General features: G+C 49.5%; 21 protein-coding genes and 1 riboswitch. Of the genes, 9 read left to right on the forward strand and 12 right to left on the reverse strand.

Features of this window, described 5'->3' with window-relative positions; genetic code table 11:
* Positions 1-16: 16 nt before the first annotated feature.
* On the forward strand, positions 17-232 hold the full coding sequence (locus PV783_RS17570) for a hypothetical protein (RefSeq protein ID WP_079467748.1): 216 nt from the start codon (positions 17-19) through the stop codon (positions 230-232).
* 18 nt (positions 233-250) lie between these two features.
* Here the strand turns inward: PV783_RS17570 and PV783_RS17575 are convergent, their stop codons facing one another.
* Positions 251-943, reverse strand: a complete 693-nt coding sequence (locus tag PV783_RS17575; protein ID WP_420988983.1) for a uracil-DNA glycosylase family protein — start codon at positions 941-943, stop codon at positions 251-253.
* An 8-nt stretch (positions 944-951) separates the two neighbouring features.
* The gene (locus PV783_RS17580; protein ID WP_420988984.1) at positions 952-3,069 is read right to left on the reverse strand and encodes an ATP-binding protein; all 2,118 of its coding nucleotides are present in this window, start codon (positions 3,067-3,069) and stop codon (positions 952-954) included.
* Between the two features lie 296 nt (positions 3,070-3,365).
* Between PV783_RS17580 and PV783_RS17585 the strand changes: the two genes are divergently transcribed.
* From PV783_RS17585 to PV783_RS17595, 3 genes are all read left to right on the forward strand, one after another.
* On the forward strand, positions 3,366-4,598 hold the full coding sequence (locus PV783_RS17585; RefSeq protein ID WP_420988985.1) for a YdcF family protein: 1,233 nt from the start codon (positions 3,366-3,368) through the stop codon (positions 4,596-4,598).
* A gap of 53 nt (positions 4,599-4,651) precedes the next feature.
* Complete coding sequence (locus PV783_RS17590) at positions 4,652-5,599, forward strand: NAD-dependent epimerase/dehydratase family protein (RefSeq protein WP_420988986.1); 948 nt, start codon at positions 4,652-4,654, stop codon at positions 5,597-5,599.
* 72 nt (positions 5,600-5,671) lie between these two features.
* Positions 5,672-5,785: riboswitch (SAM riboswitch) on the forward strand.
* Between the two features lie 149 nt (positions 5,786-5,934).
* On the forward strand, positions 5,935-7,107 hold the full coding sequence (locus tag PV783_RS17595; RefSeq protein ID WP_111580633.1) for a trans-sulfuration enzyme family protein: 1,173 nt from the start codon (positions 5,935-5,937) through the stop codon (positions 7,105-7,107).
* Here PV783_RS17595 and PV783_RS17600 read toward each other — a convergent pair.
* Positions 7,064-8,275 (reverse strand): dicarboxylate/amino acid:cation symporter, encoded by a 1,212-nt coding sequence (locus tag PV783_RS17600; RefSeq protein ID WP_420988987.1) that lies wholly within the window; start codon positions 8,273-8,275, stop codon positions 7,064-7,066. The genes PV783_RS17595 and PV783_RS17600 overlap by 44 nt on opposite strands.
* A 99-nt stretch (positions 8,276-8,374) precedes the next feature.
* On the opposite strand from PV783_RS17600, the gene PV783_RS17605 reads away from it, so the two are divergent.
* Positions 8,375-8,701, forward strand: a complete 327-nt coding sequence (locus tag PV783_RS17605; RefSeq protein WP_079467741.1) for a NirD/YgiW/YdeI family stress tolerance protein — start codon at positions 8,375-8,377, stop codon at positions 8,699-8,701.
* A 9-nt stretch (positions 8,702-8,710) separates the two neighbouring features.
* Here PV783_RS17605 and PV783_RS17610 read toward each other — a convergent pair whose 3' ends face one another.
* Positions 8,711-9,670: a sulfite exporter TauE/SafE family protein gene (locus tag PV783_RS17610; RefSeq protein ID WP_420988988.1), complete on the reverse strand. Its 960-nt coding sequence runs from the start codon at positions 9,668-9,670 to the stop codon at positions 8,711-8,713.
* A gap of 210 nt (positions 9,671-9,880) precedes the next feature.
* On the opposite strand from PV783_RS17610, the gene PV783_RS17615 reads away from it, so the two are divergent.
* Entirely contained in the window at positions 9,881-11,170 is a 1,290-nt protein-coding gene (locus tag PV783_RS17615; RefSeq protein WP_420988989.1) for a hemolysin family protein, read from the forward strand.
* 10 nt (positions 11,171-11,180) lie between these two features.
* Positions 11,181-12,044, forward strand: a complete 864-nt coding sequence (locus tag PV783_RS17620; protein WP_420988990.1) for a pirin family protein — start codon at positions 11,181-11,183, stop codon at positions 12,042-12,044.
* Positions 12,045-12,074: 30 nt separating this feature from the next.
* On the opposite strand, the gene PV783_RS17625 is transcribed toward PV783_RS17620, so the two are convergent.
* Complete coding sequence (locus tag PV783_RS17625; RefSeq protein ID WP_420988991.1) at positions 12,075-12,317, reverse strand: hypothetical protein; 243 nt, start codon at positions 12,315-12,317, stop codon at positions 12,075-12,077.
* A 265-nt stretch (positions 12,318-12,582) separates the two neighbouring features.
* Between PV783_RS17625 and PV783_RS17630 the strand changes: the two genes are divergently transcribed.
* Both PV783_RS17630 and PV783_RS17635 read left to right on the forward strand, forming a co-directional pair.
* Positions 12,583-12,762: a hypothetical protein gene (locus tag PV783_RS17630; protein ID WP_079467736.1), complete on the forward strand. Its 180-nt coding sequence runs from the start codon at positions 12,583-12,585 to the stop codon at positions 12,760-12,762.
* A gap of 58 nt (positions 12,763-12,820) precedes the next feature.
* Positions 12,821-13,447, forward strand: coding sequence for a hypothetical protein (locus PV783_RS17635; protein WP_420988992.1), 627 nt, complete (start codon positions 12,821-12,823; stop codon positions 13,445-13,447).
* Positions 13,448-13,489: 42 nt separating this feature from the next.
* Here the strand turns inward: PV783_RS17635 and PV783_RS17640 are convergent, their stop codons facing one another.
* From PV783_RS17640 to PV783_RS17670, 7 genes are all read right to left on the reverse strand, one after another.
* A complete protein-coding gene (locus PV783_RS17640; RefSeq protein WP_420988993.1) occupies positions 13,490-15,076 on the reverse strand; it encodes a beta-N-acetylhexosaminidase in 1,587 nt (528 codons plus the stop codon).
* A 74-nt stretch (positions 15,077-15,150) separates the two neighbouring features.
* Positions 15,151-17,781, reverse strand: a complete 2,631-nt coding sequence (locus PV783_RS17645) for a DUF4132 domain-containing protein (protein WP_420988994.1) — start codon at positions 17,779-17,781, stop codon at positions 15,151-15,153.
* A 21-nt stretch (positions 17,782-17,802) separates the two neighbouring features.
* A complete protein-coding gene (locus PV783_RS17650; RefSeq protein WP_420988995.1) occupies positions 17,803-18,942 on the reverse strand; it encodes a VWA domain-containing protein in 1,140 nt (379 codons plus the stop codon).
* Positions 18,932-21,283, reverse strand: coding sequence for a DUF5682 family protein (locus tag PV783_RS17655; RefSeq protein ID WP_420988996.1), 2,352 nt, complete (start codon positions 21,281-21,283; stop codon positions 18,932-18,934). The genes PV783_RS17650 and PV783_RS17655 overlap by 11 nt, the downstream gene beginning before the upstream one ends.
* Positions 21,284-21,548: 265 nt before the next feature.
* Positions 21,549-22,628 carry an ATP-binding protein gene (locus PV783_RS17660; protein ID WP_079467730.1) on the reverse strand — a complete coding sequence of 360 codons (1,080 nt, stop codon included), beginning with the start codon at positions 22,626-22,628 and terminating at the stop codon, positions 21,549-21,551.
* Positions 22,629-22,652: 24 nt separating this feature from the next.
* A complete protein-coding gene (locus PV783_RS17665) occupies positions 22,653-24,107 on the reverse strand; it encodes a DUF5691 domain-containing protein (RefSeq protein WP_420988997.1) in 1,455 nt (484 codons plus the stop codon).
* Entirely contained in the window at positions 24,107-25,420 is a 1,314-nt protein-coding gene (locus tag PV783_RS17670; protein WP_420988998.1) for an SWIM zinc finger family protein, read from the reverse strand. The genes PV783_RS17665 and PV783_RS17670 overlap by 1 nt, the downstream gene beginning before the upstream one ends.
* Positions 25,421-25,458 lie beyond the last annotated feature (38 nt).

Here is a 25,458-nt window from a genome sequence, read left to right on the forward strand (position 1 = left end):
TAGAAAAAAGAATCTTATGAACGCTTTTATGATCAAAACTTCCGGAGGCCGCTTTTATGTAAAGCCCTCTTCAGCTGAACGCTTTCTGGTAGATGTAGACGGAGAAGAGGTAATGATGGAAAAAGATGAGGACGGATTTGTGCGCGCACCAGGCGCTACAGACAACGGCCGTCGTTTAAACATGGGACTGCTGAACAATATTGCAGACCAGATTGCGGTTCAGACGGCGTAAAAAATCCACAGGTTGGGGTTATGGGTGTTCCTCAAAAGCCGTCAGGTATTTGTCGATATACTGCGACTTCGTTTTGGATTTATACTGCATCACAAAACGGGGATGTTCCAACGGAACAACGGCCCCGAAAAATTTCTCCTTTTCATTTAATGCCTGCAGGAACGCGGCATTCTTTCCTGTCCCCATACAATAGCATACCTCACGACTGATATTCCACTGCAATTGTTCTTTTAAACTGCTCACAATAAAGGGATAAGCAGCTTTTGTTAAAGCAGCGCTGTCGTAATAATTGTAGTTTATTTCTTTTCCGCCGGGCTGAAGGGAGGTAAATCCAAGCGGACAAATGGAGCTGATATAAAACTGTTGGTAAAACTTTTTCACCCCGCCATAGGCGTCTATCACATCATACACAAAAACAGAAGAAGGCTCGTGCGTTTTAAGCCCGGTAATTTCAATGCCGCACTTGTCCCACATACGTTTGGTATCCGTAAAGGGTACGCCGGTTGACCCCGATCCCAGCCGGCCGGGATTGATGCCCAGGATCAGTTGCCTCGGCTGTTTGTCGTCATAAAATTTTTTGTAGAACTGGGTCATGATCCCCATAATACCGGGGCCTTCCCGGAAAGGGTTCATCACACGTATACCTGCGGGCAACTTGCCCGGGAAATGCAGCTGGCTGTTGAAAGCAATGATCTGATCGGCGATAGTCATTCCGCAATTTAAGCCATTTGGTGATGCCTGGTAATTTTCTCCAGGATGTCTTCTTCGCGGTAAGGCTTCATGATGTAATCATTTAAACCTGAGCGGAGATACAGCTCAATATCATCTTCCATAACATTACCGGTAATGGCAATAATGGTTACTGCGGCTTTCTTTTTGTCTGGTAATTCCCGGATCATGTTGGTCAGCATCAGTCCATCAATACCGGGGAGGTCAATGTCGGTCAGTATAAAATCGAATGCTTCACGATGGTACACTTCCAGCGCTTCTTCTGCTGAAGAAACAATCAGGTAGGAAGCCTGCATTCTGTCCAGCATCAGGGCCAGTAGTTTCTGGTTGAGGATACTGTCCTCAACCACCAGTAACCGGATACCTGCCGGAATAGTAGCGTTTGTAGATGTATTATTCACCGGGACAATAATTTTTTTGGTAACAGGTGATGGGGTCATCAGCTTGTACCTGATTTCAAAATAAAAAGTAGAGCCTTTTCCTGCAAGACTTTCCACATGTATCCTTCCGCTGTGCAGCTCGATGATCTTCTTGGAAATATGCAATCCCAATCCGCTTCCTTTATGATAATGGTTATTTCCCTGGGAGAAAGCATCGAATACCAAAGGTAGTTCTTTATGTGAAATACCTACACCTGTATCTTTTACGCTTACCTGTAATAAGTTGTTGTCACGCATATGCGCTGTTACGGTAATGCCCCCTTTTTCCGTGAATTTAATGGCGTTGGCCACCAGGTTAATCAATACCTGTTTCAACCGGAAGGCATCGCCCAATACAATTAAAGTGCTGGGGAAGTAAATGTTTACATCCAGCGTCAGTGATTTCATGGATGCCTGTACGGCCAGCGTATTGCATACCTCTTCAATAGCGGTGCGGGGAGCAAACTTTTCTTCCCTTAACAGCGGCTCTGCAGATTCCATCCGCGTGTAGTCGAGCACGTTATTTACCACTTGTAACAGCATTTCTGCCGAATGACGTATAGCCGCCACCGTTTCCGGTGTTTGGTCGCGCTCCAGCAGGTGCGTGTAGCCGAGTACCGACTGTACCGGCGTGCGTATTTCATGACTGATGGTAGCTGCAAAGTCGCTTTTCTGTTGTGCAAACTTTTCCGCCTGTTGCTTGGCTCTCAATAAAGCCAGGTCGTAGCGGTATAAACGGATGATACCATATATAATGATCCCCGCCAGTAACAGGATGAGGGGAATTTCCCAGTAATTGTGCTTATCCAGCCTGTAGAGGGAATGATCGATGTCCTGGCCCAGCTGCAGCCGTTTCTTATCGGTTTCGGCTACAATGTTCTGTTTCAGGTTGGCCATGAGGTGAAGCAGCCCGGAGAACAGCCGCTCATTGGCAATAACGAGGGCATATTCTTTCTGCTTCAGGTTATTATGACTTTCGGTGGCGTCTTTTATAAACTTGTTATAGGCGGCCTGGATCTTTGACAGCTGATCTTTTGAAAAGGCTTTGCCATCCTTCGGGGCGTCGTATTGAACGATTTTCACCTGCTGGCTGGTTTGCTGTACCTGCGATTTATTGCTGATCGCATCTTTGATGCGGCCCAGTAATTTCTTGCGGCCTTTGGTGGTAGCTGTTTCCGTGGTAACAATCGTATCCGCTTTTATATTAGGCGCCGGTATTTTGATATTGCCCAGTTGCTGCAGGGGGAGGGGCTGGGTGGCCGTGTCCCATACCTGCGACAGTTGTAGTAATGAATCTACGTATAGCCGTGTCTGTAGGAACAACTGCGACTTCCTCGCTTTGTCGGCCAGGAGCGCATGTAGCTGCTTCTCCTTTTTGGCGGAGTTCATGGCGCTGTCCAGGTGCGCAGTAATGCTGCTCAACTGGCCCACATAAGCATTCAGGTAATGCTTGTCGTAGGTAAGCGTATATACGCGGAAGTTATTATCGGCTGCATACAGCAACTGTACGGCCTGGTCAATATGACCAACATCTGTTTTGGTGGCTATCAGGTCTTTAACAACTATGCTTAACTGTGCTGACTCTTTCTTTCTTAAAGAGATAATCATAAAAAAGGTCATCAGAACAATCACCATTATCGTTAGCACAGCATAACGTACAAAGGTCTTTTTTTCTTGGGTTGTATACATTGTTACATATGATTGGGACGTTGGCGTGGTGGCTAAACCGCGACGAAAATAAATGATTTTATATTCCGTAACTAATAGATAATCAATGAAAAACAAAAAGAATAGGTATGTATTTTCTGCTGAGTTTTCTATGTATAATTATATTTAATACATTATATATTTTTATCTATTAAAACTTTCATATACCGTCAGACTTCAAGGTTTAAATATTGGTATATAAAATATAGGTTATATTTCAGGGAGAAGATAAAGTTCCCTTTTCCTTTTGTATTATTGTTCCTGTAATACCTGCTTTAATGAAAAACTGCTTTCTTACCGGCCTGTTACTCCTGGTGTTATCCTGTACTTTTGGTCAACCTGCTTCGCCGGACCTGCATTACAAATTTTACAAGGGAACAAGCGTTTTGCAGGACAGGATCTTTTACCTGTTCACACTGCTGGAACGTGTACCCGGGCTGCCACAGCTGATGAATAAAGACAGCACGCTTACCGCATTGCGCAACACCTACGCACAGCGTGCAGCCCATCCCGTGAGTAGTGGCGATGTTACCGCTTCTTTGCAGTTTAGCGGTAGTACCATTAATGAAGTGAATGGCGCCTTTCTTACATTATTGCAACAGCACCCAAAGGAGATGGAACGCCTGTTAAGCGAAATGCGGGGCAGTGGCCTGTTCCAGCTATATGCCGGGAAAACTGACGCTGCATTCCTTTCCCTCGCCTGGAAGGACGCTGCCGATGGGGTGAACTATATCCTCAATGCCTATACGAACGGTAAAGGGCTTCGCTACCCCGTGATTGACTCTGCCACTTATTATGTGTTATCGCCCGCTTACAGGGCAATGGTGCAACGGGTAATAGAACAGGCAGCGGAAAAGAAGCCGGACTTATTCTTCCAGCCATCGTTGCAGGTAGCGCTGGGCTTACTGGAGCTGAACCACCGCGATGAAGCCGTGCGCTATGAGCCATTATCCGGTACCAATGAAGAAGCGTATAAACAAATAAAGAAAACAGACTGGAACAAATATCCATACACCGCCATGCTTATTTTGGGGGCAAGCCCCGTGGCAAAGGAAACAATCAGCGAAACCGGTAAAAGCCGCTGCCGCACCGGGGCAGAACTGTACCGCAAAGGAATGGCCCCCTTTATTATTGTATCCGGTGGGCATGTAAGACCCGTGGGTACCCAATATTCCGAAGCGGTGGAAATGAAGAAGTACCTGGTAAATGAACTAAAGATCCCGGCTTCAGCGGTAATGGTAGATCCTTATGCCCGCCACACCACCACCAACGTGCGTAATGCCGTAAGGATCGTGTGGCAGAGTGGCATACCAGCCAATAAAAGGATGATGTGCGTGTCTGACGTCATGCACATCGCCTATGTGAACAGCCCGATGTTTACCCAACGCTGTACAACAGAGCTGGGATACATGCCTGCGGCAGATATCAAACAGGCCGATCTTTACTTTTTGTCGTTTCTGCCAGACCTCCGGTCGCTGCAGGTAAATGTTTTTGATCCATTAGACCCCTGAAATAAAATATTCCGTTCACTTATTCGTCTATCATATAAACACATCCTCATTTTATGTCTGATTCTTCTATCCAGCCCTTATATACAATCCTTGGTGCAGGAGGTATTATTGCTAACGATCTGGCTGCCGAACTGGTGCGCCACGGCAAAAGGGTACGTCTTGTGAGCCGTTCGCCGAAGTCTATTGAAGGCATTACCGACCTGGTACCGGCTGACATTACCGACGCCGCACAAACAAAGAAAGCCGTAAAAGGCAGCGCCGTGGTATTTCTTACTGCCGGTCTTAAATATGATATCAAGGTATGGTCAGACGCATGGCCAAAGATTATGACCAATGTAATTAATGCATGCAAAGAGGCCGGTGCAAAACTCATCTTCTTCGACAACGTATATCCTTACGGGTTAGTAAACGGCCCAATGAAAGAAGATACGCCGTATCATCCGGCCAGTAAGAAAGGAGCGGTTCGTGCGGCCATTGCCACCCAATTGATGAATGAGGTGAAGGCCGGTAACCTGACCGCCACCATTGCAAGGTCCGCCGACTTCTACGGTCCCGGCGCCGATAAAACCGGTTTCCTCAACCTGCTGATCATCGATAAGTTCAGGAAGAACAGCAATGCCATGTGGCTTGGAAAAGACGATCAGACACACAGCTACACCTTTACGCCGGATGCCGCCAAAGGATTGTACCTGCTTTCCCAGGACGATACTTCCTGGAACCAGGTATGGCATCTGCCCACCGCCAACCCTGCGCCCGATGGCAACGGATATGTGAATATCATTGCTACCCAGATGGGCGTAAAACCTAAGTATATGAAGCTGGGCAGCTTTATGCTCACGCTCTCCGGGCTGTTTGATACCACGATCCGGGAAATGAAGGAAATGCTGTACCAAAGCAACTATCCCTATATTTTCGACTCTACAAAGTTTGAGCAGCATTTTAAAGTGAAACCTACTTCTTATGAAGAAGGCATCCGTTTAACACTCGCACATAAACAATAGTCTACTGATTTTGTAGGAAAATAAATTTGGAAGTTATTTTTTCTGCCTTATCTTTGCACCAGTTCTTTAAATAGCTTATCAAGAAAGGAGGAGGGACATGGCCCGACGATACCTTAGCAACCATCACTGTGCAAACAGTGAAAGGTGCTGCATCCATCCCGGTTTACGGACCAGGAAAGATAAGTCAGATCAATAGTTTTACTTTATATTATTCTTCCAATATTAGAAAACTCATCTGGCTCCCAGGTGAGTTTTTTTTATGCTCCCACCTTTTTGATATGCTCATTTAACGGACCTGTTTAATCAATTTTCATCAAACTAAAAATCAAACAAAGATGAGCACTATCACTGAACTGATCCATTCTATTCCCGTAGATCCGCAAACAGGCGCTATTGCCGTGCCTATTTATCAGACCTCTACTTTTGTGCAGGACGCGCCTGGCGTAAATAAAGGATACGACTATGCCCGGTCCAATAATCCTACCCGCGAAACCGCAGAAAAGATCATTGCGAAGCTGGAAGGCGGCGCTACTGCATCTGCCTTTGCCAGTGGCCTGGCAGCGATTGACGCGGTGATCAAACTCCTGAAATCGGGCGATGAAATTGTAGCAGTAGATGATATTTACGGAGGTGCGTTCCGGTTATTCAATAAAGTATATGAGAAGTTTGGTATCAAAGTAAACTATGTGGATACTTCTGATACGCAGGCGGTGTTCAACGCCATCACGCCGGCCACACGCCTGATCTGGCTGGAAACGCCTACCAATCCAACGTTGAAGATTTCAGACATTGAAGCCATTGGCCGCATTGCAAAAGCACATAACTGTTTGTTTTGTGTAGATAATACCTTTGCTTCCCCCGTGCTGCAAAAGCCGCTGCAGCTGGGCGCCGACCTGGTGATCCACAGCGCTACCAAATACCTGGGCGGCCACAGCGATCTGATTGCAGGGGTAGTAGTAGCTAAAACATTACAGCTGGGAGAGGAGATCAAATTTTATCAGAATGCCTGCGGCGCTATTCTTTCACCATTCGACAGCTTCCTGCTGATACGTGGTATCGAAACATTACATCTGCGTATTAAGCAGCATGGTATTAACGCGCAGGCGCTGGCAGAATACCTCGAGAAACATCCGGCAGTGGATAAAGTGTTTTACCCGGGGCTGCCATCGCATCCGGGGCATGAGCTGGCAAAGCGGCAGAGTAAAGGGTTTGGAGGGATTATATCTTTTACTTTGAAAGATGACAGGGCCGAAGCAGCTACTGCTTTTGTTACATCCACGCACTATTTTAAACTGGCGGAAAGCCTGGGCGGTATCAAAAGTTTGTTGTGTCACCCCGCGGCCATGACCCATAAATCCATTCCCGCAGAAAAGAGAAGGGCAGCAGGCGTGAGCGATAGCCTGATCCGTTTATCAGTAGGGTTGGAAGAAACGGCCGACTTGCTGGCCGACCTGGAGCAGGCATTTACGAAACTGCCGGCGCCCGCCCTCGCAGAAAACGTGTTGTGAGCATAGCAGCTACATTGTCTCCCGTTGCATTGAGGATCGTAGCCAGCGGATCTACCAGTGTGCCTATAATCATCAACGGCGGGAGCGCTTCTATGGGGAAGCCGTAAATGCTCATCACCAGCAGTTCGCCGATGTAACCGCCATTAGGAATACCGCCTTCCACGATGCTGGCTATAACGGTAACGCCTAGTGCCATTAAAATTACTGCTACACCGTCGAAGCCCCTTCCGAACATAGCAAACACCACCGCCATTTTTATAATGGAAGAAATGCTGGAGCCGTCTTTGTGAAGCGTGGCGCCCAATGGCACCACCACATTACCGATATCGCGCGGAACGCCCATCCGTTCTACTGCCTGAAGATTAGCCGGAATAGTAGCGATGCTGCTGCCGGTACCAACAGCAGTAAGGGTAGGAATGATATTATTCTTCCAGAAAATTTTTATACCGGGTATACCACCGGCAACAAACGCATATGCGCTGAAGCCAACAATAAAATACACGATGCCAAAGCCATAATAAATACCGAGGGAGTGCGCGTAGGTGCCAAACAGTTGTGGTCCTACGGTGCCCACCTGGTAAGCGAAGTAGGCGCCCAGCCCAACAGGGCCCAATTTCATAATGAGCGTCAGGATATCTTTCATCACCTCATTACCGGATTGCAGAAAGCCGCGGAAAGCAGTGCCTTTTTCACCGGTACGCATAGCGGCAAAACCAACCAGCCCGGAGAAGATGAGGAACGGCAGCATATTTTTACGTGACAGCAACTCGTAAAATTCATTCACGGTGAGGAGTCGTACCAACTGTTCCCCCCAGTTACCCGGCTGTTCCAGGTTCACATCTTTTGTGAGGGTTACCTGCTGGTGGATAGGAAATATCCAGACGGCCACAATCGTAAGAAAGGCAGAGATGAGAACGGTACTCAGAAATACCAGCGACATAACGCCGAGGATACGGCCCAGCTTATGCCCTGCTTCTATGTTGGCAATGGCTGAGGAAATAGCAAAGAATACCAGTGGTATAATAGCAGTAAACAACAGGTTTAAAAAAACATCACCCAATGGTTTAATAATGGCTACACGCTCACCAAATATAAGCCCGGCAATACTGCCGGCGATGATGCCTGCCAGTAACCAGAACATACTGCTGTACGTTTTGAGGAATCCCATACCTGAAGTTTATGATTTACAAGATAACCAAATGTATCTGTTCGGTGAACAATCTGTCATGATTATTGTTTATGGTGTTAGCAAACCAATATATTTATCATGAAAAGCTGGATGCTATGTTTGTTGCTTCCCCTGTTCGCTCTGCAGGAACGGACTTACACCATCGGAGAGGTGATGCGCAATGCCCGGCAACTGCACAACGACAGCATCGCCGTTAAGGTGACCGGCTACGTTACTAAAAAGCTCCGTGGTAATAACTATCTTTTTGAAGACCGGACCGCCGAAATCCAGGTGGATATAGATCCGAAATTCCTTCCGCAGCGGCCTTTCAGCGACCGCGAAGTGATCACCATTAAAGCTTTGGTGGAATATGAGATCAACAAGCCCATTACTTTAAAGGTAAACCAGCAGGTAAGCAACGATTAACGGCTACGACTATATGATTTTGAGCACAAACATGTAGATGCTCCTCATACTTGCCAGGATCACAATTACCGCTACTGCCACCATAATAGTTTTAGCAGAAATTTTATTGGATACTTTTGCCGCAATGGGAGAAGCGATGGCACTGCCTATCACGAGGCCGAGTACGGCATCCCAGTGTACATGGTACAATACGGTTACAAAAGTGAGGGAACTGAGCATGGCGATAAAAAAGCGGGTAGCCTTTACCGTGCCCAGCGAAAAGCGGGGATGTCTGCCGCCGGCAATCAGGGAAGATAATACAATAGAACCCCAGCCACCGCCGCCGATGGCGTCTATAAATCCGCCACCAAAGCCCAGCAGACCTATTCTTTTTATTTTTTTAGCCACGTGCTTTTTACGCTGCGCGTTAATGGCTCTCATCAGGATTACCGTGCCGAGGATGAGCGTATAAAGCGATACTACCGGCTTGGTGTATTGTGCGTAATGTTCCAGCGACGACAACAGGTAAGCGCCTATCATGGCGCCGGCTATGCCCGGTAATATGAGCAGTTTGAATAGTTTTTTATTGACATTGCCCATCCGCATATGCATCCAGCCGGCAATACCGCAGCTGAGGATCTCTGAAATATGTACCGCCGTACTCGCTGATGCAGGCGGAATACCCATCGACAGGGAAAAGGTAGTAGAAGTAATGCCATAAGACATACCAATGGCGCCGTCGATCATGGCGAAAATAAACCCGGCTATGAGGAAATAATAAAAAGTTGGAGGTACGTCTTCCACATAGGTGCGGAAATCGGGCGATTGCCACCATGCCACACCAAGTATAACGCCTAGTATGAAGATGCCTGCGATACCATAAATCCAGCGCTGTTTTCTAAAGTTGACGCTTTCCTGCGGCGTTGCAGCATTTGATTCATTTGCGCTCGTAGCTGCGGGCGCAGCGAGGGTAGTAAGTTCTTTCTCCATTTTCTATTAATGTGCCAGCCTTAATTCCCCACAAAATACATAAACTCTATGAAATAAGTAGACTGCTTGGAAAAAATTGCATGGAAGAAAGGTAAAATCAGTGATATATCTCCCGAAATTTTAATTTATAAAGGGTAATTCCTCAAAATACCCGAACGTATAAAAATTGATTTACCTATATTTGGGGTTGCGAACCAATTTAACAACTACATGCTTTGGCAACTCTTCTGGACAATTATATTAGTATTATTAAACGGATTCTTTGTTGCGGCAGAATTTGCCATTGTTAAAGTACGTTCTTCTCAAATCAACAGCAAAGGCAGCGTAGCAGGCAAAAGAGCTACTGCTGCCGCCAAAAGCATCCTGAATAACCTGGATGGATACCTGGCGGCCACACAGCTGGGGATTACGCTGGCTTCACTGGGGCTTGGCTGGGTAGGCGAATCGGTAATGACCGCCATCGTACTACAGCTGATGGCAAGCCTGGGCGTTACCATTTCACTGGCCGCCACCCATGTAATCGCCGTAGCTATTGCTTTTACCATTATTACCATCCTGCATATCGTTTTCGGGGAACTGGCCCCTAAATCAATGGCCATCCGCAAACCGCTGCCCACCACGCTGGTGGTAGCCATCCCGCTGCGGGCGCTGTTCGTGATCTTCCGTCCTTTTATATGGCTGCTCAACGGCTTTGCCAACAGTATCCTTCGTCTTATTGGTATTAAACCCGCCGGAGAGTCTGAAATCCATTCGGAAGAGGAATTGAAACTGATCATTTCTGAAAGCCAGGAAGGCGGCGCCATCGAGGAAACCGAACGGGAACTGATCCAGAACGTATTTATGTTTGACGACAGTCGTGTAAAAGAAATCCTCACGCATCGTAAAGATATTTCTTCCCTCGACATCAATCTGCCCCTGGATCAGCTGATAGACCAGGTAATCAGAGATGGATATTCCCGGTATCCCGTGTCCAGCGGTTCGCTCGACGAATTGAAAGGCGTGGTATATACCAAGGATGTGGTAAAGGGAATGCACGAAAAAACACTCCATAATATAAAGGATATCATGAAGCCGGTATTTTATGTACCGGACAGCATGAAAATAAAAGACCTGCTGCGCACCTTCCAGGGACAACGCCTGCAAATGGCCGTGGTAACCAACGAATTCGGCGATACCGAAGGAATTGTTACAATGGAAGATATCCTGGAAGAACTGGTAGGGGATATCCAGGATGAACATGATCATGAAGCGCCGATTGTAGAGCAGAAAGATGATAATTTTATTGTGGATGCGCATGAATACCTCGCAGATATCAATGAATTATTACCTTACCCGCTGCCGGAAAGCGAACATTATGAAACCCTTTCCGGTTTAATAAACTACATCCACGGAAACATTCCGCGGGAAGGAGAAGTGATCATCATTGAAAATTATGAAGTACTGATCCTGAAAATGTTCCGCAGCTCCGTGGAAAAAGCCAGGTTAAAACTGATCCGATAAAATATTTTTTATGGAGAAGAAAATCCTCCACGTTCTCGAAGGACGCGAAAAACATATTACCGATACGGAAGTAGTGCGGCAGTCGCTGCCCACTATGCAGTTCCGTTTTGCCAATCCGTTTATTGTGGTGCATCATATGCCGGCTAGGTATTTTGCGCCCGGATCGCCGGAAGACAGGCTGCATCCGCACCCTCACCGCGGGTTTGCACCGGTTACCTTTATGTTGCAGGGTCAGGGCTACCACCGCGATAATGCCGGTAATGCCATGACCGTAACCGCAGGCGACGTACAATGGATGTTTGCCGGGAAAGGGATCCTGCACAGTGAAGGCCCGTCGGAAGAATTTCTGAAGAAAGGGGGTAACTACGAGCTGTTGCAGCTCTGGTTTAATGTGCCCGCCGCGCATAAAGCAGAAGATCCCTGGTACCAGTATATTAAAGGAACGGAAATGCCCGCAGTAGCGGAAAAAGAAGGTGTACACCTTACCCTTGTGGGCGGCGGATATGAAGGTAAAACCGGGCCGTTAAAAAACTTCACACCTATCACTGCTATCTGGGGAAATGTGGAAGCCGGGAAGGAGGTAACGCTTACGGCTACACGTGGATACTGGACGCTGCTGTATGTAGTGGATGGAAAAATAGAAGTGAACGGAACAGCAGTAGCAGGCTATCATCTCGTAGTGTTTGATAAGGGCGATGAGCAAGCGGACATTCGCATCACCGCGCTTGAAAATACCCGGCTGTTATACCTTTGCGCGGAACCCATCAATGAACCGGTAGCAGCGAAAGATAATTTTGTAATGAATACTGCCGAAGAAACTGAGCAGGCTATACAGGATTATAAGAACGGTTTATTTGGTACGCTTGAACAATAAAAAAAGGAGGGGAATTCCCCTCCGCTAAAATCATCTGAATAAAGTATCTCTTTTCTGTGGCCAGGAAGTATCTCCTTTTTTATCTTTTTTCTTCTTGTGTTTCATCACTGTGTCCATTGGCTTAGGTGGAAAAGTGTCCTGTGCAAATACTTCAATCTGGTCAGTTTGTATAGGCTTTACCGGAGCCGCCTGCGCCTTGTCCGGGTTACCCCTGAAGAAAACAAAGAGGGTAAGAACGCCTATAAGTCCGATGGTAGCTGGTAGGTTTTTCATAAAAAAATAAATTTATGTTCAGGAAGATAATAAGCAGATATCATGCGCCCTTTCCTGCGGCAGAGCACTTTTGGAGATAAGCCACTGATCCTATTTTAGTTATCCCCTCTCTGCGTTATTCCTTCCCCGTTTTTACTGTGGATATTGTCCGTCAAAAAGTGGAGCGACAGACACGCTATCCCTTACCGGTTGCCCATACATAGCCGGAAGGAGTGAGGCACTGCTTTTGTGGCGCCTAAGGTATTGTTCACCAAAAATTTGTCTTATGAAAGGCACCAGAAATGAAAATACCCGGCAAAGTAAACAGCAATCTTTTTCCAATCTGCCGCGGCCTGAAATCAGGGATAATCTTGACAGCAGGAAGAATGAAGAACAAGACGATAAAGGCGATGATACCACGCATAACAGCAAGGATACCAAAGCCCACAAGCGTAAAAAACATTGATGACAGGCAGTTCCGGCCGTACCTCAGCGACCGGGTCTGATTTTAAAACCAGCGGACTATGGATCGTATATTTTTCAGACTATCACTGTTGCCGGTGGTGATTTTTGCAGCCTGCAACAGCCCCATGCAAAATAAAGAAGAACGGGCAGCAAAAGACTCTGCCAATGCGCCGGTGCAGGCGCCTGCAACAGAAGATGTGAAAAGCGTGACACTGGATACCACCTACGGAGACTACCGTATTTCCGCTATTGCCCGTGGCAACAGCAGCATGCGGGACCTGATCCTGGCGGTGGGCAGCAAAAAAGACTCCACACAGGCAGACAGCACCATTGAAAAAGACGTGAAGGGGGCGCTGAAAAATATGATGATCGCGGACCTGGACGGAAACGGTAAACCGGAGCTTTACTTACAGATGCTGTCTGAAGGTACCGGTCAATTCGGTAAGATCTATGCTTTTGACATAGGGCCCAAAATCACAAGGATTAATACCTACTCGCTGGATACCATGCAGCAAAAGGCTTACAGGGGGCAGGATACATTTTTTATAAAAGGAAAAACGCTGGTACGCACTTTTCCTGCTTTCAGGGAAAACGATCCTGATGCGTTAACTGCAAACACCAGAGGGATCATCATTTATCATCTACAGAAGGCGGGCGATACCCTGAAGCTGCTGCCGGCGAAATAAACAGCTATTGCAGCCAAACAGGTGCTGCAATAGCTGTTATAATTATTTGTTGTACTGAATACCTTCTTTATCCCAACGGGTATAGAAGTATTGCAGTGCATTGGAAAACTGTGTGAAGTTTTTGTTGGCAGGAACGGTCCAGCCATCTTCCGCATAGGCCGCCAGGCGCGGAAACACCTGGTGGTTCATCGTTTTTACATCCGGAATCCATTCGCCCCACATCTGGCAGCCACTGCCCAGTATTTTGGTGTGATACTTTGGATCCAGCCCTTCAGGGATGGGATCAAAGCTGTAAGCTTTTTCCAGCGGTATTTCCTTGTAGTCGTAATCCAGGTAGGTCATGGCGTGATAGGAATTGATCACGTCATATCCTTTGGACACCGCATCGGTGATGAGTTTCAGCTCTCCTTTCCAGAACTGTACGATGGTACCGGCCGCGAGTTTCTCAGTAGCGGAAACATCTTTGCTATCGGTGAACTCATGCAGTTTGCTGCCCATGATCTCGTTCCAGCCGGCCATGCGGCGGTTTTTGCGGGCGAGGTAGTTGGAGATGTTGTTGGTGAAAGCAATCTGGAGGTCGGCGGGTGAGCCCAGTTTATGCGCTTTCATGTAGGCGTTTACCCCGGCGTCTGCTTTCCACTGGTCGTATTTTACTTCGTCGCCGCCAATATGGATTACTTTGGACGGGAACAGCGCAATCACTTCCTGCAACACATCTTCCAGGAAAGCGATCACTTTAGGATCGGATACATTGAAAACATCGTAATGCACGCCGAATTTGCCCGGTACTTTGATAGGCGTGTGCGTGGTGCCCAGCCAGGGATACGCGGCAATAGCGGCGCTGGAGTGACCCGGCATTTCTATTTCAGGTATGATAGTAATGTGCCTGTCCGCCGCGTATTTAATAATGTCTTTAATCTGTTCCTGTGTATAAAATCCTTCATGAGCTTTGCCATCATATACTTTGCTGTTCCAGGTACCTATTTGGGTGGAATCGCGTTTGCTGCCCACGCTGGTGAGCAAGGGATACTTTTTTATTTCGATGCGCCAGCCCTGGTCGTCGGTCAGGTGCCAGTGGAATACGTTCATTTTCAGCAGCGCCATTTCATCGAGCAGGCGCTTTACGGTTTCGCCGCCTTTGAAGTAGCGGCCTTCATCCAGCATGAATGCCCTCCAGCCGAAGCGGGGCTTATCTTTGATGGATACGGCATTGATCGTGTAGGTGTTGCCGTTGGCTGTAATGAGCTGGCGTAAAGATTGGATACCATAAAACACACCGGTGGCAGTGGCTGCCGTGATGGTAATGTTATCCGGCGTTACCTGCAGTTGATAACCTTCTTTCCCTAATTCCTTTTCCAGTTTTTCATTCAGGGAGAAGCGGATGTAATTGTTTTTAGCGGTGGGTTTCAGGGCGAGAGAAAGACCATATGTTTCCTGTAATGCCTGTTGCAGCTGGTTGGCCTCGCCGGCGCACTTGCCTGGAATGATGGCAGTGGCGCCGGATAAAGAGAATGTGCCGGATAATGTTTTTACTTCCGACGGCTGCGGAATAATGTTGATCGCCTGCAGGGGCCTTACCGACAGCAGTAGCAGGCAGGCAAATGCCAGTGTGGAGCGTAGTTTTAACATGCGTAGATTTTTATTGTTCACTTGGTTAAGGTGAAAAAATACAATAAAATCCCGTGATTTAAAAGAACCTCCTATTAACCTTCCTGTTCCATATAACCACTTGGCAAACCGTTTTCCATAGAAGCGTCGCCGTAATCGTATTCCACGGCTGCATAACCCTGCGATAAGGTTACCGGTCTTTCCAATTGAGGAAACACCGGTTCAACAGGCAGTTCATTGAATTTATTTTTCCATTGCTGCAGGGTAGCTGCATCCAGGTGAACGGGATGCAATATCCTTATGTGTGCATTTCCAGGAATGGTAAGAACGGCGCCTGTAAGTGTTTTCGGCGTTATGTTTTCATCACAGTAAAAGGCGGTGATCAGTTGATCGGCTTCATCAAATAATGCCCATACCAGTCGTGTTGCAAAAGCAGACATCACGGGGTTTTGCTGAAATACCGCCTGCCATTTTGCAGCGCTCCATTTTCTTTGTTCTTCCAGGAACAGTTCCAGTCGCTGTGTTTGTACCCTGATGGTGTCGGCCATTTCTTTTGGCAGCGCTTTGAATGCGTTCCTGATGTCCCTGGGAGTGGCTACCGGGATCGCTTTTAAGCGACGGCCTTTATCGTTGAGATAAGCCGGTTTAAAGTTGCTGTCGAGGAAGGCGCGGTATGTTTCGTTCTTTACTTCAAAGGACCTGTACAATCCGTCGAAGCCAAAATCCGGCACCAATGAATCGATCAGTTCATGCAGCGTCATGCCTCTTTCCGTGGCGGTAAGCTCCAGCGCCCTGAGGGCTGCGGCGCCTACTACTGCTTTGCGGAAGCGGTACCTGCGTGAGAAGAATTCCACTTCACGGAGGGCTTTATTGCTGCCATGCAGGGCCAGTGCGCCCACGCCGTGTTCCGCCATTTTGAGACGTTTGGTGGTGATCCAGAGCTGTATGTCTTCCCGGAGCGTATCTGCCAGCAGGTCATCTCCCAGCAGGGCCGTGAGGGTCATGAGATACTTCAGCTTCAGATCGCCGCCCTGGTCGGCATAGGCTTTATAGAGTGCGCGGGCAAAATCGCCGCTGCGGGACCTGTCGATCAAACGCAGCAGGGGCTTGGCTTCCACGTCGGCGTGTACTTCCGTTACCCTCGACATGCGGTAAATAAGGAAGCGCATCATGTCGGTGGTCATTACGGTGCCATCCAGCAAATAGAGTGGTGGCAGGGCTTTGTCGTCCAGCCATTTCTCCGCCGGTTTGGAGAGCTTGTGTCTTTTCTTTGCAAACATCACCAGTTTGGTAACGAGCACCAGGTCGTCGGTATCCGTGAGGGTATGACCTCCCAGTGTTTCCAGCATCAGGTCGCGGGCATCGTCATTTACTTCTTTGTGAAGCGCCAGTTGCAGCAGTTCGCGTGCATGCGGGTTGTCGAGTTTAGAGAGGATCTGTACGGCAGTTAAGCGTTGATCCGCTTTCTTATGCCCCAGTAATTCCGCTGCTCTTTCCAGCGCCTGCGGGTGTTCCGCCAGTATAACGGCCACGAGTGTACGAACAGACTTCAGTTTATGCAGTGTGTATGGCCAGAGCTGATCAATATACAGCGCTTTGTTCAGTTGGGAGAGTACCGGCAGTACAGTTCTGGCGTCGTAATCATTTTCCAGTGCGTGTAACAACATGGGGGCAGCCTGTTCCTGTAGTTCGTCTGCCAGCACCTGGAAGGCTTCCGGGTGGAGGGAACGTTTTTGGGAAAGCAGGTTACCGAGATAGGGAACGGCCGCGGGGCGGTCGAGGTGCAGTAGGCCGCGCACAGCCAGCACGCCGGGTGGCATGTTGTTGGGCGGTACATTCCCTGTTACTTTTGAATATCCCGATTCCGGTGTGTACGGGCCTGCCACCGGCATGTCGAGGAAATCGTAGGCTGCTTTCAGCAGCCGTTGGTTATATTTTTCCGGGAGATGACCGGCGAGTAAATAATAACCACTGAGTGCGGCTGCATAGTCGGGTACTGCGGCCAGCTGCGTGGTTGTTTTTTCGATCAGCGGTTCATACTTGCCCGGGTTGTTTTGCAATAATACGCGTGACACGGCCTGTTGATCCGGGAGGTATTCCGGCAGCAGGAGGATGCTTTCCAGGTATTCCATTTCCCGGTCCGGGTGCCCTTTGGTGAGAAGCCGGAAGAAGAGGGAGTTCCATCCTTTCTTACGCCAGGTGTTTACGTAGGCGTTGATCACGTGTGGTTCCGCACTTTTGATCAGGTCCTGCAGGAATTTGCGCAGGGGTGTGAATTTCAGCGGCGCCAGGTCGAAGTTGTTGCCGTCCCTGGAATAGCTGATCATGAGGGAGCCGATTTCTTCCGGTGTGCAACCCCGTTGCTGGAGGTAGCTGGTAAAGTAGCTGAACCGCAATACGATGGAGGAGGAAGTTCCGGGCATATCCAACATGGGAATGATGGTAGTCAGGAAAGTTTCTTTGCATTCGTTCCAGGTAAGCGGAGGTGAAATCAGCTTCAGGATGAGCCGGTCGTTGTCGTCCCAGTGATCGGGAATCTGCAGCAGGGAAATAAAATGTCCCATTTGCCGGGCGGCTTCAGCGGTGGGAAATACCGGTGGTGTTTCATAGGTATGCCCTGTAAGGAAATCTACCCCGGACTGTATAGTGCCTGCGATGTTTTCATAGTCATTCAGTTGTTTCAGTTTTTCAACAAGAGGTAGTATAGTTTCCTTTTTGTATGGCATAAGGGTATAGATAGATTCAGTTTATTTTTTCAGCACAATATCTTCTTTTGCGGCCCATTGTGCAACATCCTGTTTGCTCAATGCACAGGCCATCATCTCCGGAAATTTATCCGGGGAGCATGCAAATACGGGTATCCCGAGATTAGCCAGGAATTGGGCATTCTCGTGGTCGTAGCTGGGGGCGCCTTCATCATTCAGCGCCAGCAGTACGATTACCTGTACACCTGCTGCTGCAAGTTCGGTAAAGCGTTTCCGCATATTTTTTTCATCTCCTCCTTCAAAGAGATCGGTGATCAATACAAGCACGGTGTCTGCCGGTTTGGTGATGATCTGCGCGCAGTATTTCAATGCGGCATGGATATCTGTACCACCGCCCAGTTGTACGCCAAACAGCAGTTCTACCGGGTCCTGCAATTCTTCTGTAAGGTCTGCCACGGCGGTATCAAACACCACCATTTGTGTTTTTAGTGCCGGGATAGAAGCCATTACGGCCCCAAATATACCAGAATAAACGACAGACGTACCCATTGAACCACTTTGATCGAGGCATAATACCACTTCTTTCAGCGCCGACCGTTTACGGCCGTATCCGATCAGTGTTTCCGGGATGATGGTTTTATAGTCCGGTTGATAGTGTTGCAGATTTTTCTGGATGGTGAGTGGCCAGTTCACTTCATTATGCCGTGGGCGCCGGTTGCGGGCGCTGCGGTTTAAGCTGCCGGTGATGGCCTGTTGGGTTGGTTGTGCCAGTTTCCGCATCAGTTCATCCACTACTTTTCTTACTACCTGCCGGGCGGTGTCTTTGGTTTTTTCCGGGATTACCTTGCTCAATGTCATCAGGGTGGCCACCATGTGTACATCGGGTTCTATGTTTTCCAGCATCTCTTTTTCAAAGAGCATCTGGGTGAGGTTCAGGCGTTTGAGGGCGTCCTGTTGCATTACCTGCACCACAGAGGCGGGAAAGTAGCTCCTGATGTCGCCCAGCCAGCGGCTTACATTTGGGGAGGATGGTCCTAATCCTCCCTGCCTGGTGCTGTCGTACAGGGCTTCCAGCGTTTTGTCCAACTGCAGGTCCGTTTTATTTAACGGGAAGGAAGTACCATCATTCTGGGATCCTCCCAGCATGAGCCGCCACCTGCGAACCTGTTCTTCATGCTCCATCCGGTAATAGTTTAGCGTCTTTAAATCCCAGCAATTGCATCACTACCGGGATGCCACGGGCGCCCCGCTCATGGTCCATATCCCCTGTGGTAGCTGCTTTTATGCTGGTTCCATTTCCGCCGTGTTTCACTTTGTCGCCCAGTTTTTTTCTTTCCGGGGCAGTAAAGTTAGAAAAGGTGCGGCGTAATAACGGCAATACCTGTATGAAAATATCATTTTCCAGTTGGGAAACCCAATTATGCACCATGCTCCACAGCTCTTCATCCAGTAACAGGAGAGTGCCGCTGCCCCTGAGAAAGCCTTCCAGCCAGGCAGCTGCCAGTGCAGGCGGATTGGCAACGGACATGGATACACTGAAAGCTTTTACCAGTGTTTCCCCCGTCATTATTTTGGCATCGAAAAGGAGGCGGGAGGCGTAGCCGGCTATCATGGGGGCCGACTGCGGGTTGCCGGAAATGACCAGCAGTGTTTCCTGCCAGGAGACGGTGAGGTCATTATCCTGTATAAGGTTAATGGCGTCGTTCATGGCAAAGAAAAGGTCCAGCAACGGGAGTGCGGCATCATCGGCTACCGCCGTGCAGGCAGCGGGTAAGCTGATGCAGATGCGGCCAATCATGCTTTCGGTGATGTTGTTAACCAGCGCTGCATCTGTTTTGCGCACGTTGCCATACCGGCTGATATTTACCAGGGAGGGAATTACTTCCATCAGCTGGAGTACATCGCCGGAAGCTGCGGCGAGGTTGTTGATCCGGTGGATCAGCACTTCCACTATCGCGGGGAGTTCCGCGGGGATGGCTGATTCCAGCATTTTACACACCTGTTGCAGGGTGCCGGTATTATTGGCGGTGTTGATTACAAAGCTGGTGGCGGCTTCTGCTACCGTATTTCCCCAGCTGCCTTTTTCAATGATGTCAATAGAAAAGGCGGGGTCCCATTGCAGGCGCCATTGTTCTTTAAAAGTGCCCTTGCCGGATACTTCAAACCGTTTTCCCCAGTGTATTTCCAGCAGTTGCAGGCGGTGGAGGAAGATACTTCTTTCCAGGTCCGTGTCTTTCCGGAGGTCGAGGGTATAGTCTTTAAAGTCGGCCGTTTGGGGCAGTCTCAGTTTTTTCTGCCACCGGGTGATATCGGTTTGCAGCGGGGGCGTAGGCACTTCCGTGGGCACCTTCCCGATCCTGTTGCGCACAATCAGTTCATCGCGGATCAGCTGCATAAGGATACTTTCCCCGTTGCAGAGCACACTGAGGGTGGCCTCGTTGAGTTCTTCCAGTCCGGGCCGCGGATAATGGCGGAGGGCCGCCAGCGCATTGGCCAGGCGTACAGCTTCCATTACGTGCGCCACGGAGGTATCCTGTTGCTGCTCCCTGAAGAGCTTTGCCACGAGGGCCATCCAGCGGGTGCCATCATCGGCGGGATGTTCCCAGATATGTTCGTACCATCCCGGTGAGGGGATGCCTGCGCCGTAGCCGCTTTCATAGCTGAGGCGGCTATACGTCCACGGAATCCAGGTGCATTCCACTTTTGTTTTGGGGAGTCCTTTCAGCAGGTCGTTATCGTCTTTTTGCTTGGGCATGGTTTGCAGCGCCGGTGCGTGCCAGGCGCCGCATATTACCGCTATGCGCTGGAACATTTCCTTTTCCGCCTGGCGGATGCATTTCCGCATCCAGGCTTCGCGGAGTGCTTCTTTCCGGTCGTACCGCCGGGGGAGTTCTTCCCGGAGCGCGTGCATGGCGTCATGCACGGCTTCAAATACCTGTTCCTGCCCGAGGCGGTATTCAAACATATGTTCCCACCACCGCTCACCGTCGTCGTAGCCGGCGGCATGGGCCAGGTGGGCGACCGGGTCCTGCGGTGATGGCGGCAGAAATTCCATGTCCAGTTCTGCAGCTGTGAATTCTTCTGTGGAGTTGTTTAATTCCGGAGGGGGAGTTTCTTCGTCCGGAGTGGTGCTTTGGGTTTCATCTTCTTTTTGGGTTTCGTCCTTTTGCGCTCCGGCTGCTCTTTTGGCGGCGGCTTCATTTTCCATTCCGAATACATGGGCCAGCGGGAGGTCCATAAAGCGGGCATGGATGCGATGGGTTTTGGCATACAGCATTGCCTGCCATTCCGGTGAGAATGCAGCAAAGGGATAGAAGCAGGCTTTCTGCGGACTATCCGGCTGGTACGCCAGGATCGCTACTGGTGGCTGGAGGTCGTCATGACCGGCCCATTGCAACAGGCTATCTGCTTCCGGCGGCCCTTCGATCAGCACAATATCCGGTTGCAGCTCTTCCAGAAAAGCCTTTACATTCCTGGCAGAGCCAGGGCCGTGGTGCCGGATACCTAATATATGTACAGACATACGTCGATCATTATTAATAAATGAGTGGGATGCCTGCGGTTTGACATCTCCCGGAAAATATACTGAAAGTAATTTCTAAACAATCGTTATGCAATGAACACATTATGATTAAGTTGTAAAATTCACCTTAAAGTAAAACATGAAGTTCTGAAGAAGGCTTTCCTTCCTTTTAAAGGCGCTTCCACCATGCTTCAAAGGTGGACCTGATACGCTTCATCCACGCTTCAACCACGCTTCAAAGGTGGACTTGATCCTTAATATTCCGTTACGCCAGGTCGCGGCAGGCACGGTACACATCTTTCCATTCCTCGCGTGTTTTCACTACCGTTTCCAGGTATTCCTGCCAAACCAGTTTATCCTGAACGGGGTCTTTCACCACGGCGCCGATGATACCGGCTGCGAGATCGGCAGCATTGAGGGTGCCATCGCCAAACCAGGCGGCGAGGGTGAGACCATTATTAACTACAGAAATGGCTTCAGCAGTGCTGAGGGTGCCACCGGGCGACTTCAGCTTGGTTTTACCATCGAGGGTAACGCCGTTGCGGAGTTCGCGGAAGATGGTAACGATGCGGCGGATTTCTTCAATCGCCGGTTTTTCTGCCGGCAGCTCCATCGTTTTTTCGAAGCTTTCCACTCTTCTTCTTACGATATCAATTTCTTCTTCCATAGAATCCGGAACAGGCAGGATAACGGTATTGAAGCGGCGTTTCAGCGCACTGGATAGTTCATTTACGCCTTTATCGCGGTTGTTGGCGGTGGCAATGATGTTGAATCCTTTGGTGGCCTGCACTTCTGTATTCAGTTCCGGAATGGGGAGCGTTTTTTCCGACAGGATGGTGATGAGGGTATCCTGCACATCGGCGCCGATGCGGGTGAGTTCTTCAATACGGGCAATTTTACCTTCCTGCATGGCGCGCATCACCGGCGTTTCCACCAGGGCATTCCGGGTAGGGCCTTCTGCCAGCAGACGGGCATAGTTCCAGCCATACCGCACGCTTTCTTCGCTGGTGCCGGCGGTGCCCTGTATAATGAGCGTGGAATCGCCGCTGATGGCAGCCGCCAGGTGTTCGCTCACCCAACTTTTGGCAGTACCGGGTAAGCCATACAGCAACAGGGCCCTGTCGGTAGCGAGAGTAGCAACCGCGATTTCCATGAGGCGTTTGCTGCCAATATATTTAGGGGTGACCTCAAAACCGTTCTTCAGTTTTCCGCCGATCAGGTAGGTGACTACCGATTGGGGTGTCAGTAACCAGTTTTGCGGACGCTTCCCCGGGTCGTCTTTTTTCAGTTCTTCCAGCTCCTGTGCATACAATTGTTCGGCGTGGTAACGTAAAATGTCTGACATGGTATGTTAATTAATGTGTTTGGATTAAAGTGATTGTATCTGGCTTTTTGCCTGGAGCAGCCGGCCCAGGTGAACCTTTATATTATTCCAGTACCCGGTGTGATAGGCTTCCACGGGCGTGATATCGTCCAGGGTAGCGGCAATGGCCACGGGTATTTGCCGGATATGATTGCTCATGAACTGCTGGTTGTAAGTGTAAGGCTGTGTGGCCGCATATTTAAATATCCGGGTACACAGCGGGAGGTTCCATTCTTCCTGGTTGTTACAGGCGTACTGGATGATGGAATCCGGGTGTTCATCAAAAAACTTTTCACTGAACTGCTGCTGCTGTTCCGGCGGCAGCATGGGAATGATATCTATATAAAATGTTTCACTGTGATGCATAAACGAAAGGGCGCGCTCCTTGTCTTCAAACCAGGCGATGGCCAGCACCAGTGCCGGAATAAAGGGTTTCAGCGAATCCTGCAACTGAAAAAGGGCGATCACCCTTTCCGTATTCCGCTTGAAATGCTCTTCCCAGCGGGCGGGATGTACGAGGCTGATCAGCTGGTAGAGGATGTGTGTTTCATCCGTGATGGTTTTATCGTTGCTGAGTTTTTCGATGCCGCTCTGGAAGATGCTGTCGTCTGTTATTTCCGGGAGGGCTACGGTTACCTGTCCGTATTCATCGAGTTGTATGGCGCCGGCTATGATCTGCCAGTATTTTTCATGCAGGGAGGAGCCGGGTAGTTTTTTCAGGATGCGGGTGGCGGTTTCTTTTACCTGTTTACTTTTTTCAGTAAGCAGGGATTCCAGCCAGGGAATGTCTGCAGGGTTTGCGGGTTGTTCCAGTACAGAGAGCAGTTCGGTTTTCACCGTGGCGCTTTCTTTGGGCCAGGATTGCTCCAGCCAGGTGCGGGCCATTACGGGATCGGCTGCACGCAGTTCTTTCAGCGCTTCCACACGTTGTGCCGTGGCGCCGTTCTGCCACCTGTCTTCGATGGTGTCTGCCACGCGTGAAAAGTTCCAGTCGGGGTTAAAGTGCCCGAGCCATTCCGCGCGTTGCCCGCCTGTGGCAGCGATCAATGCCCGCAGCGATTTATTCCGCCAGCCTTTATCGAGCATCACGGGCAGTTGCGCCGGTGGCAGGAGTACGTTGGCTTTGGCGCAGTATTCCAGCCAAAGCTGGAGGAGCTGGATGCTGTCTGTTTCCTGTACCTGTTGCAATACCCTAACGGCGGCGGGTTTGCAGTAAGGTTTGGTTTCCGGCGGGCACACTTTCGTGGGTGCTACGCTGGCGGTTACGGGTTGGGTACCGCTTAGCCGGTAGTTGTAGAGTACTGCAGCCAGTTGCAGGAACTTATCTTCTTTATCTGTGTTATCGCCGGTCAGTATGGTATTGGCCGCCTGTTGCAGCGGGCCGTTCATACCGGTGCTGCCGGCCGGCTTTTTGGCCGTGCCGAGAAGGGCGGTATTGATGAGTTGATTCCAGTGCTCCATTATAATATTTTGTATTCCTGTTCGTGCCAAACGCCAATGGGTTCGTATTGGGTTTCTTTACCTGTAACTGCCATGTGCAGGGGGATTCCTCCGCTCAGCGCCAGCAGTTTCCAGATGTGCTGGAATGTTTTTTTCACGGGCATCAGTTGCTGGCGGCTATCCTGCAGCCACCATTGTTCCGCGTGCCAAACGGGGGTGAGGTCTGCGATCGTGTATACCTGGTCGTTATACACGGGCAGTACTTCACTGATGGCGGTTTGCGCGGTTACTACTTCCTGCCATCCGGCGTAGCCGTTGAAAGTATGATTGGCCGGTATTGTTACCTGTTGTTTGATGAGTGCGCGCAGCGGTGCTGCCGAAGGGTAAAATACCAGTTCTGCATTGATGGCGCTGCCGGGTGTGAGGGCGTTGGTGATGGTGCTTTGCCCGCGTACATAAAACTGCAGGATCAGCGCGGGGCGTTTGGTATTTACGCCGTATAGCCAATAGCGTTCCACCACGAGGCGGTCTTCCTCTGTAGTTTGTTTTCCCAGTACCTGCCAGGTGTCGGTGATCCCGGTTTGTTCCTTCAGTTCTTCCTGCGAGGTAGAAAATCCGGCGAGGGTACGGATATCCTGCTGCAGTGCGGGCGGGAGGTCGCTGATATGCTGATAGCCTTGTATAACGAGGTAAATGCGGGTGAGCTGGGTGATGAAAACGGATTGCCATCCGTCGTGGAAGTAGCTGATGTCTGCCAGTTCGCGCATCATGGCGGCGAGGCCGGGGGCCTGTGCATCTACCATGCGGCGGATCATATTTTCAAAGAAGGAAGGATCTTTTTCGGGCATGTCCATGATACCATTGCGTATGAGATCTTTCATCCAGCGGAGGAGTTCTGCGGCGCCGTCGCTTACTTTCTGCATGCGTGCCTGTTGCCTTTTGGCCTGGGCGGTGGTATCTGCCTGCTTCTCTGTAGCAGTGGGCGTTGTATTTTTCTTCTCTTCTTTTTCTGCACGTTTGGCGAGCCATTCGCTTACCCAGGAGGGTGGTGTTTCTTCGGGGAAGGAAGCCCGCTGCCTGGAGTAGAGCAACAGCAGTCCCAGTCCGTGTTTGCAGGGAAACTTACGGCTGGGGCAACTGCATTTGAATGCCATGTTGCCGGTGTCTATCTGTGTTTGGTATGGTTTACTGCCGCTGCCCTGGCATTCGCCCCATAACGCTATTTCGCTGACGCCTTTACTCACCCATTTAGCCGGATTGGCCAGGTCCTTCCCGGCTTTACGGGAAGATTCATCAGGCGCCATAGCAAGCACTTGTTCGTCGGATAGGTTCAATGGATTAACGATTTAAACCGCAAAGTAAATAATTCCAT

The sequence above is a fragment of the Chitinophaga sp. CC14 genome (assembly GCF_048957795.1).
In the GTDB taxonomy this organism is placed as follows: domain Bacteria; phylum Bacteroidota; class Bacteroidia; order Chitinophagales; family Chitinophagaceae; genus Chitinophaga; species Chitinophaga ginsengisegetis.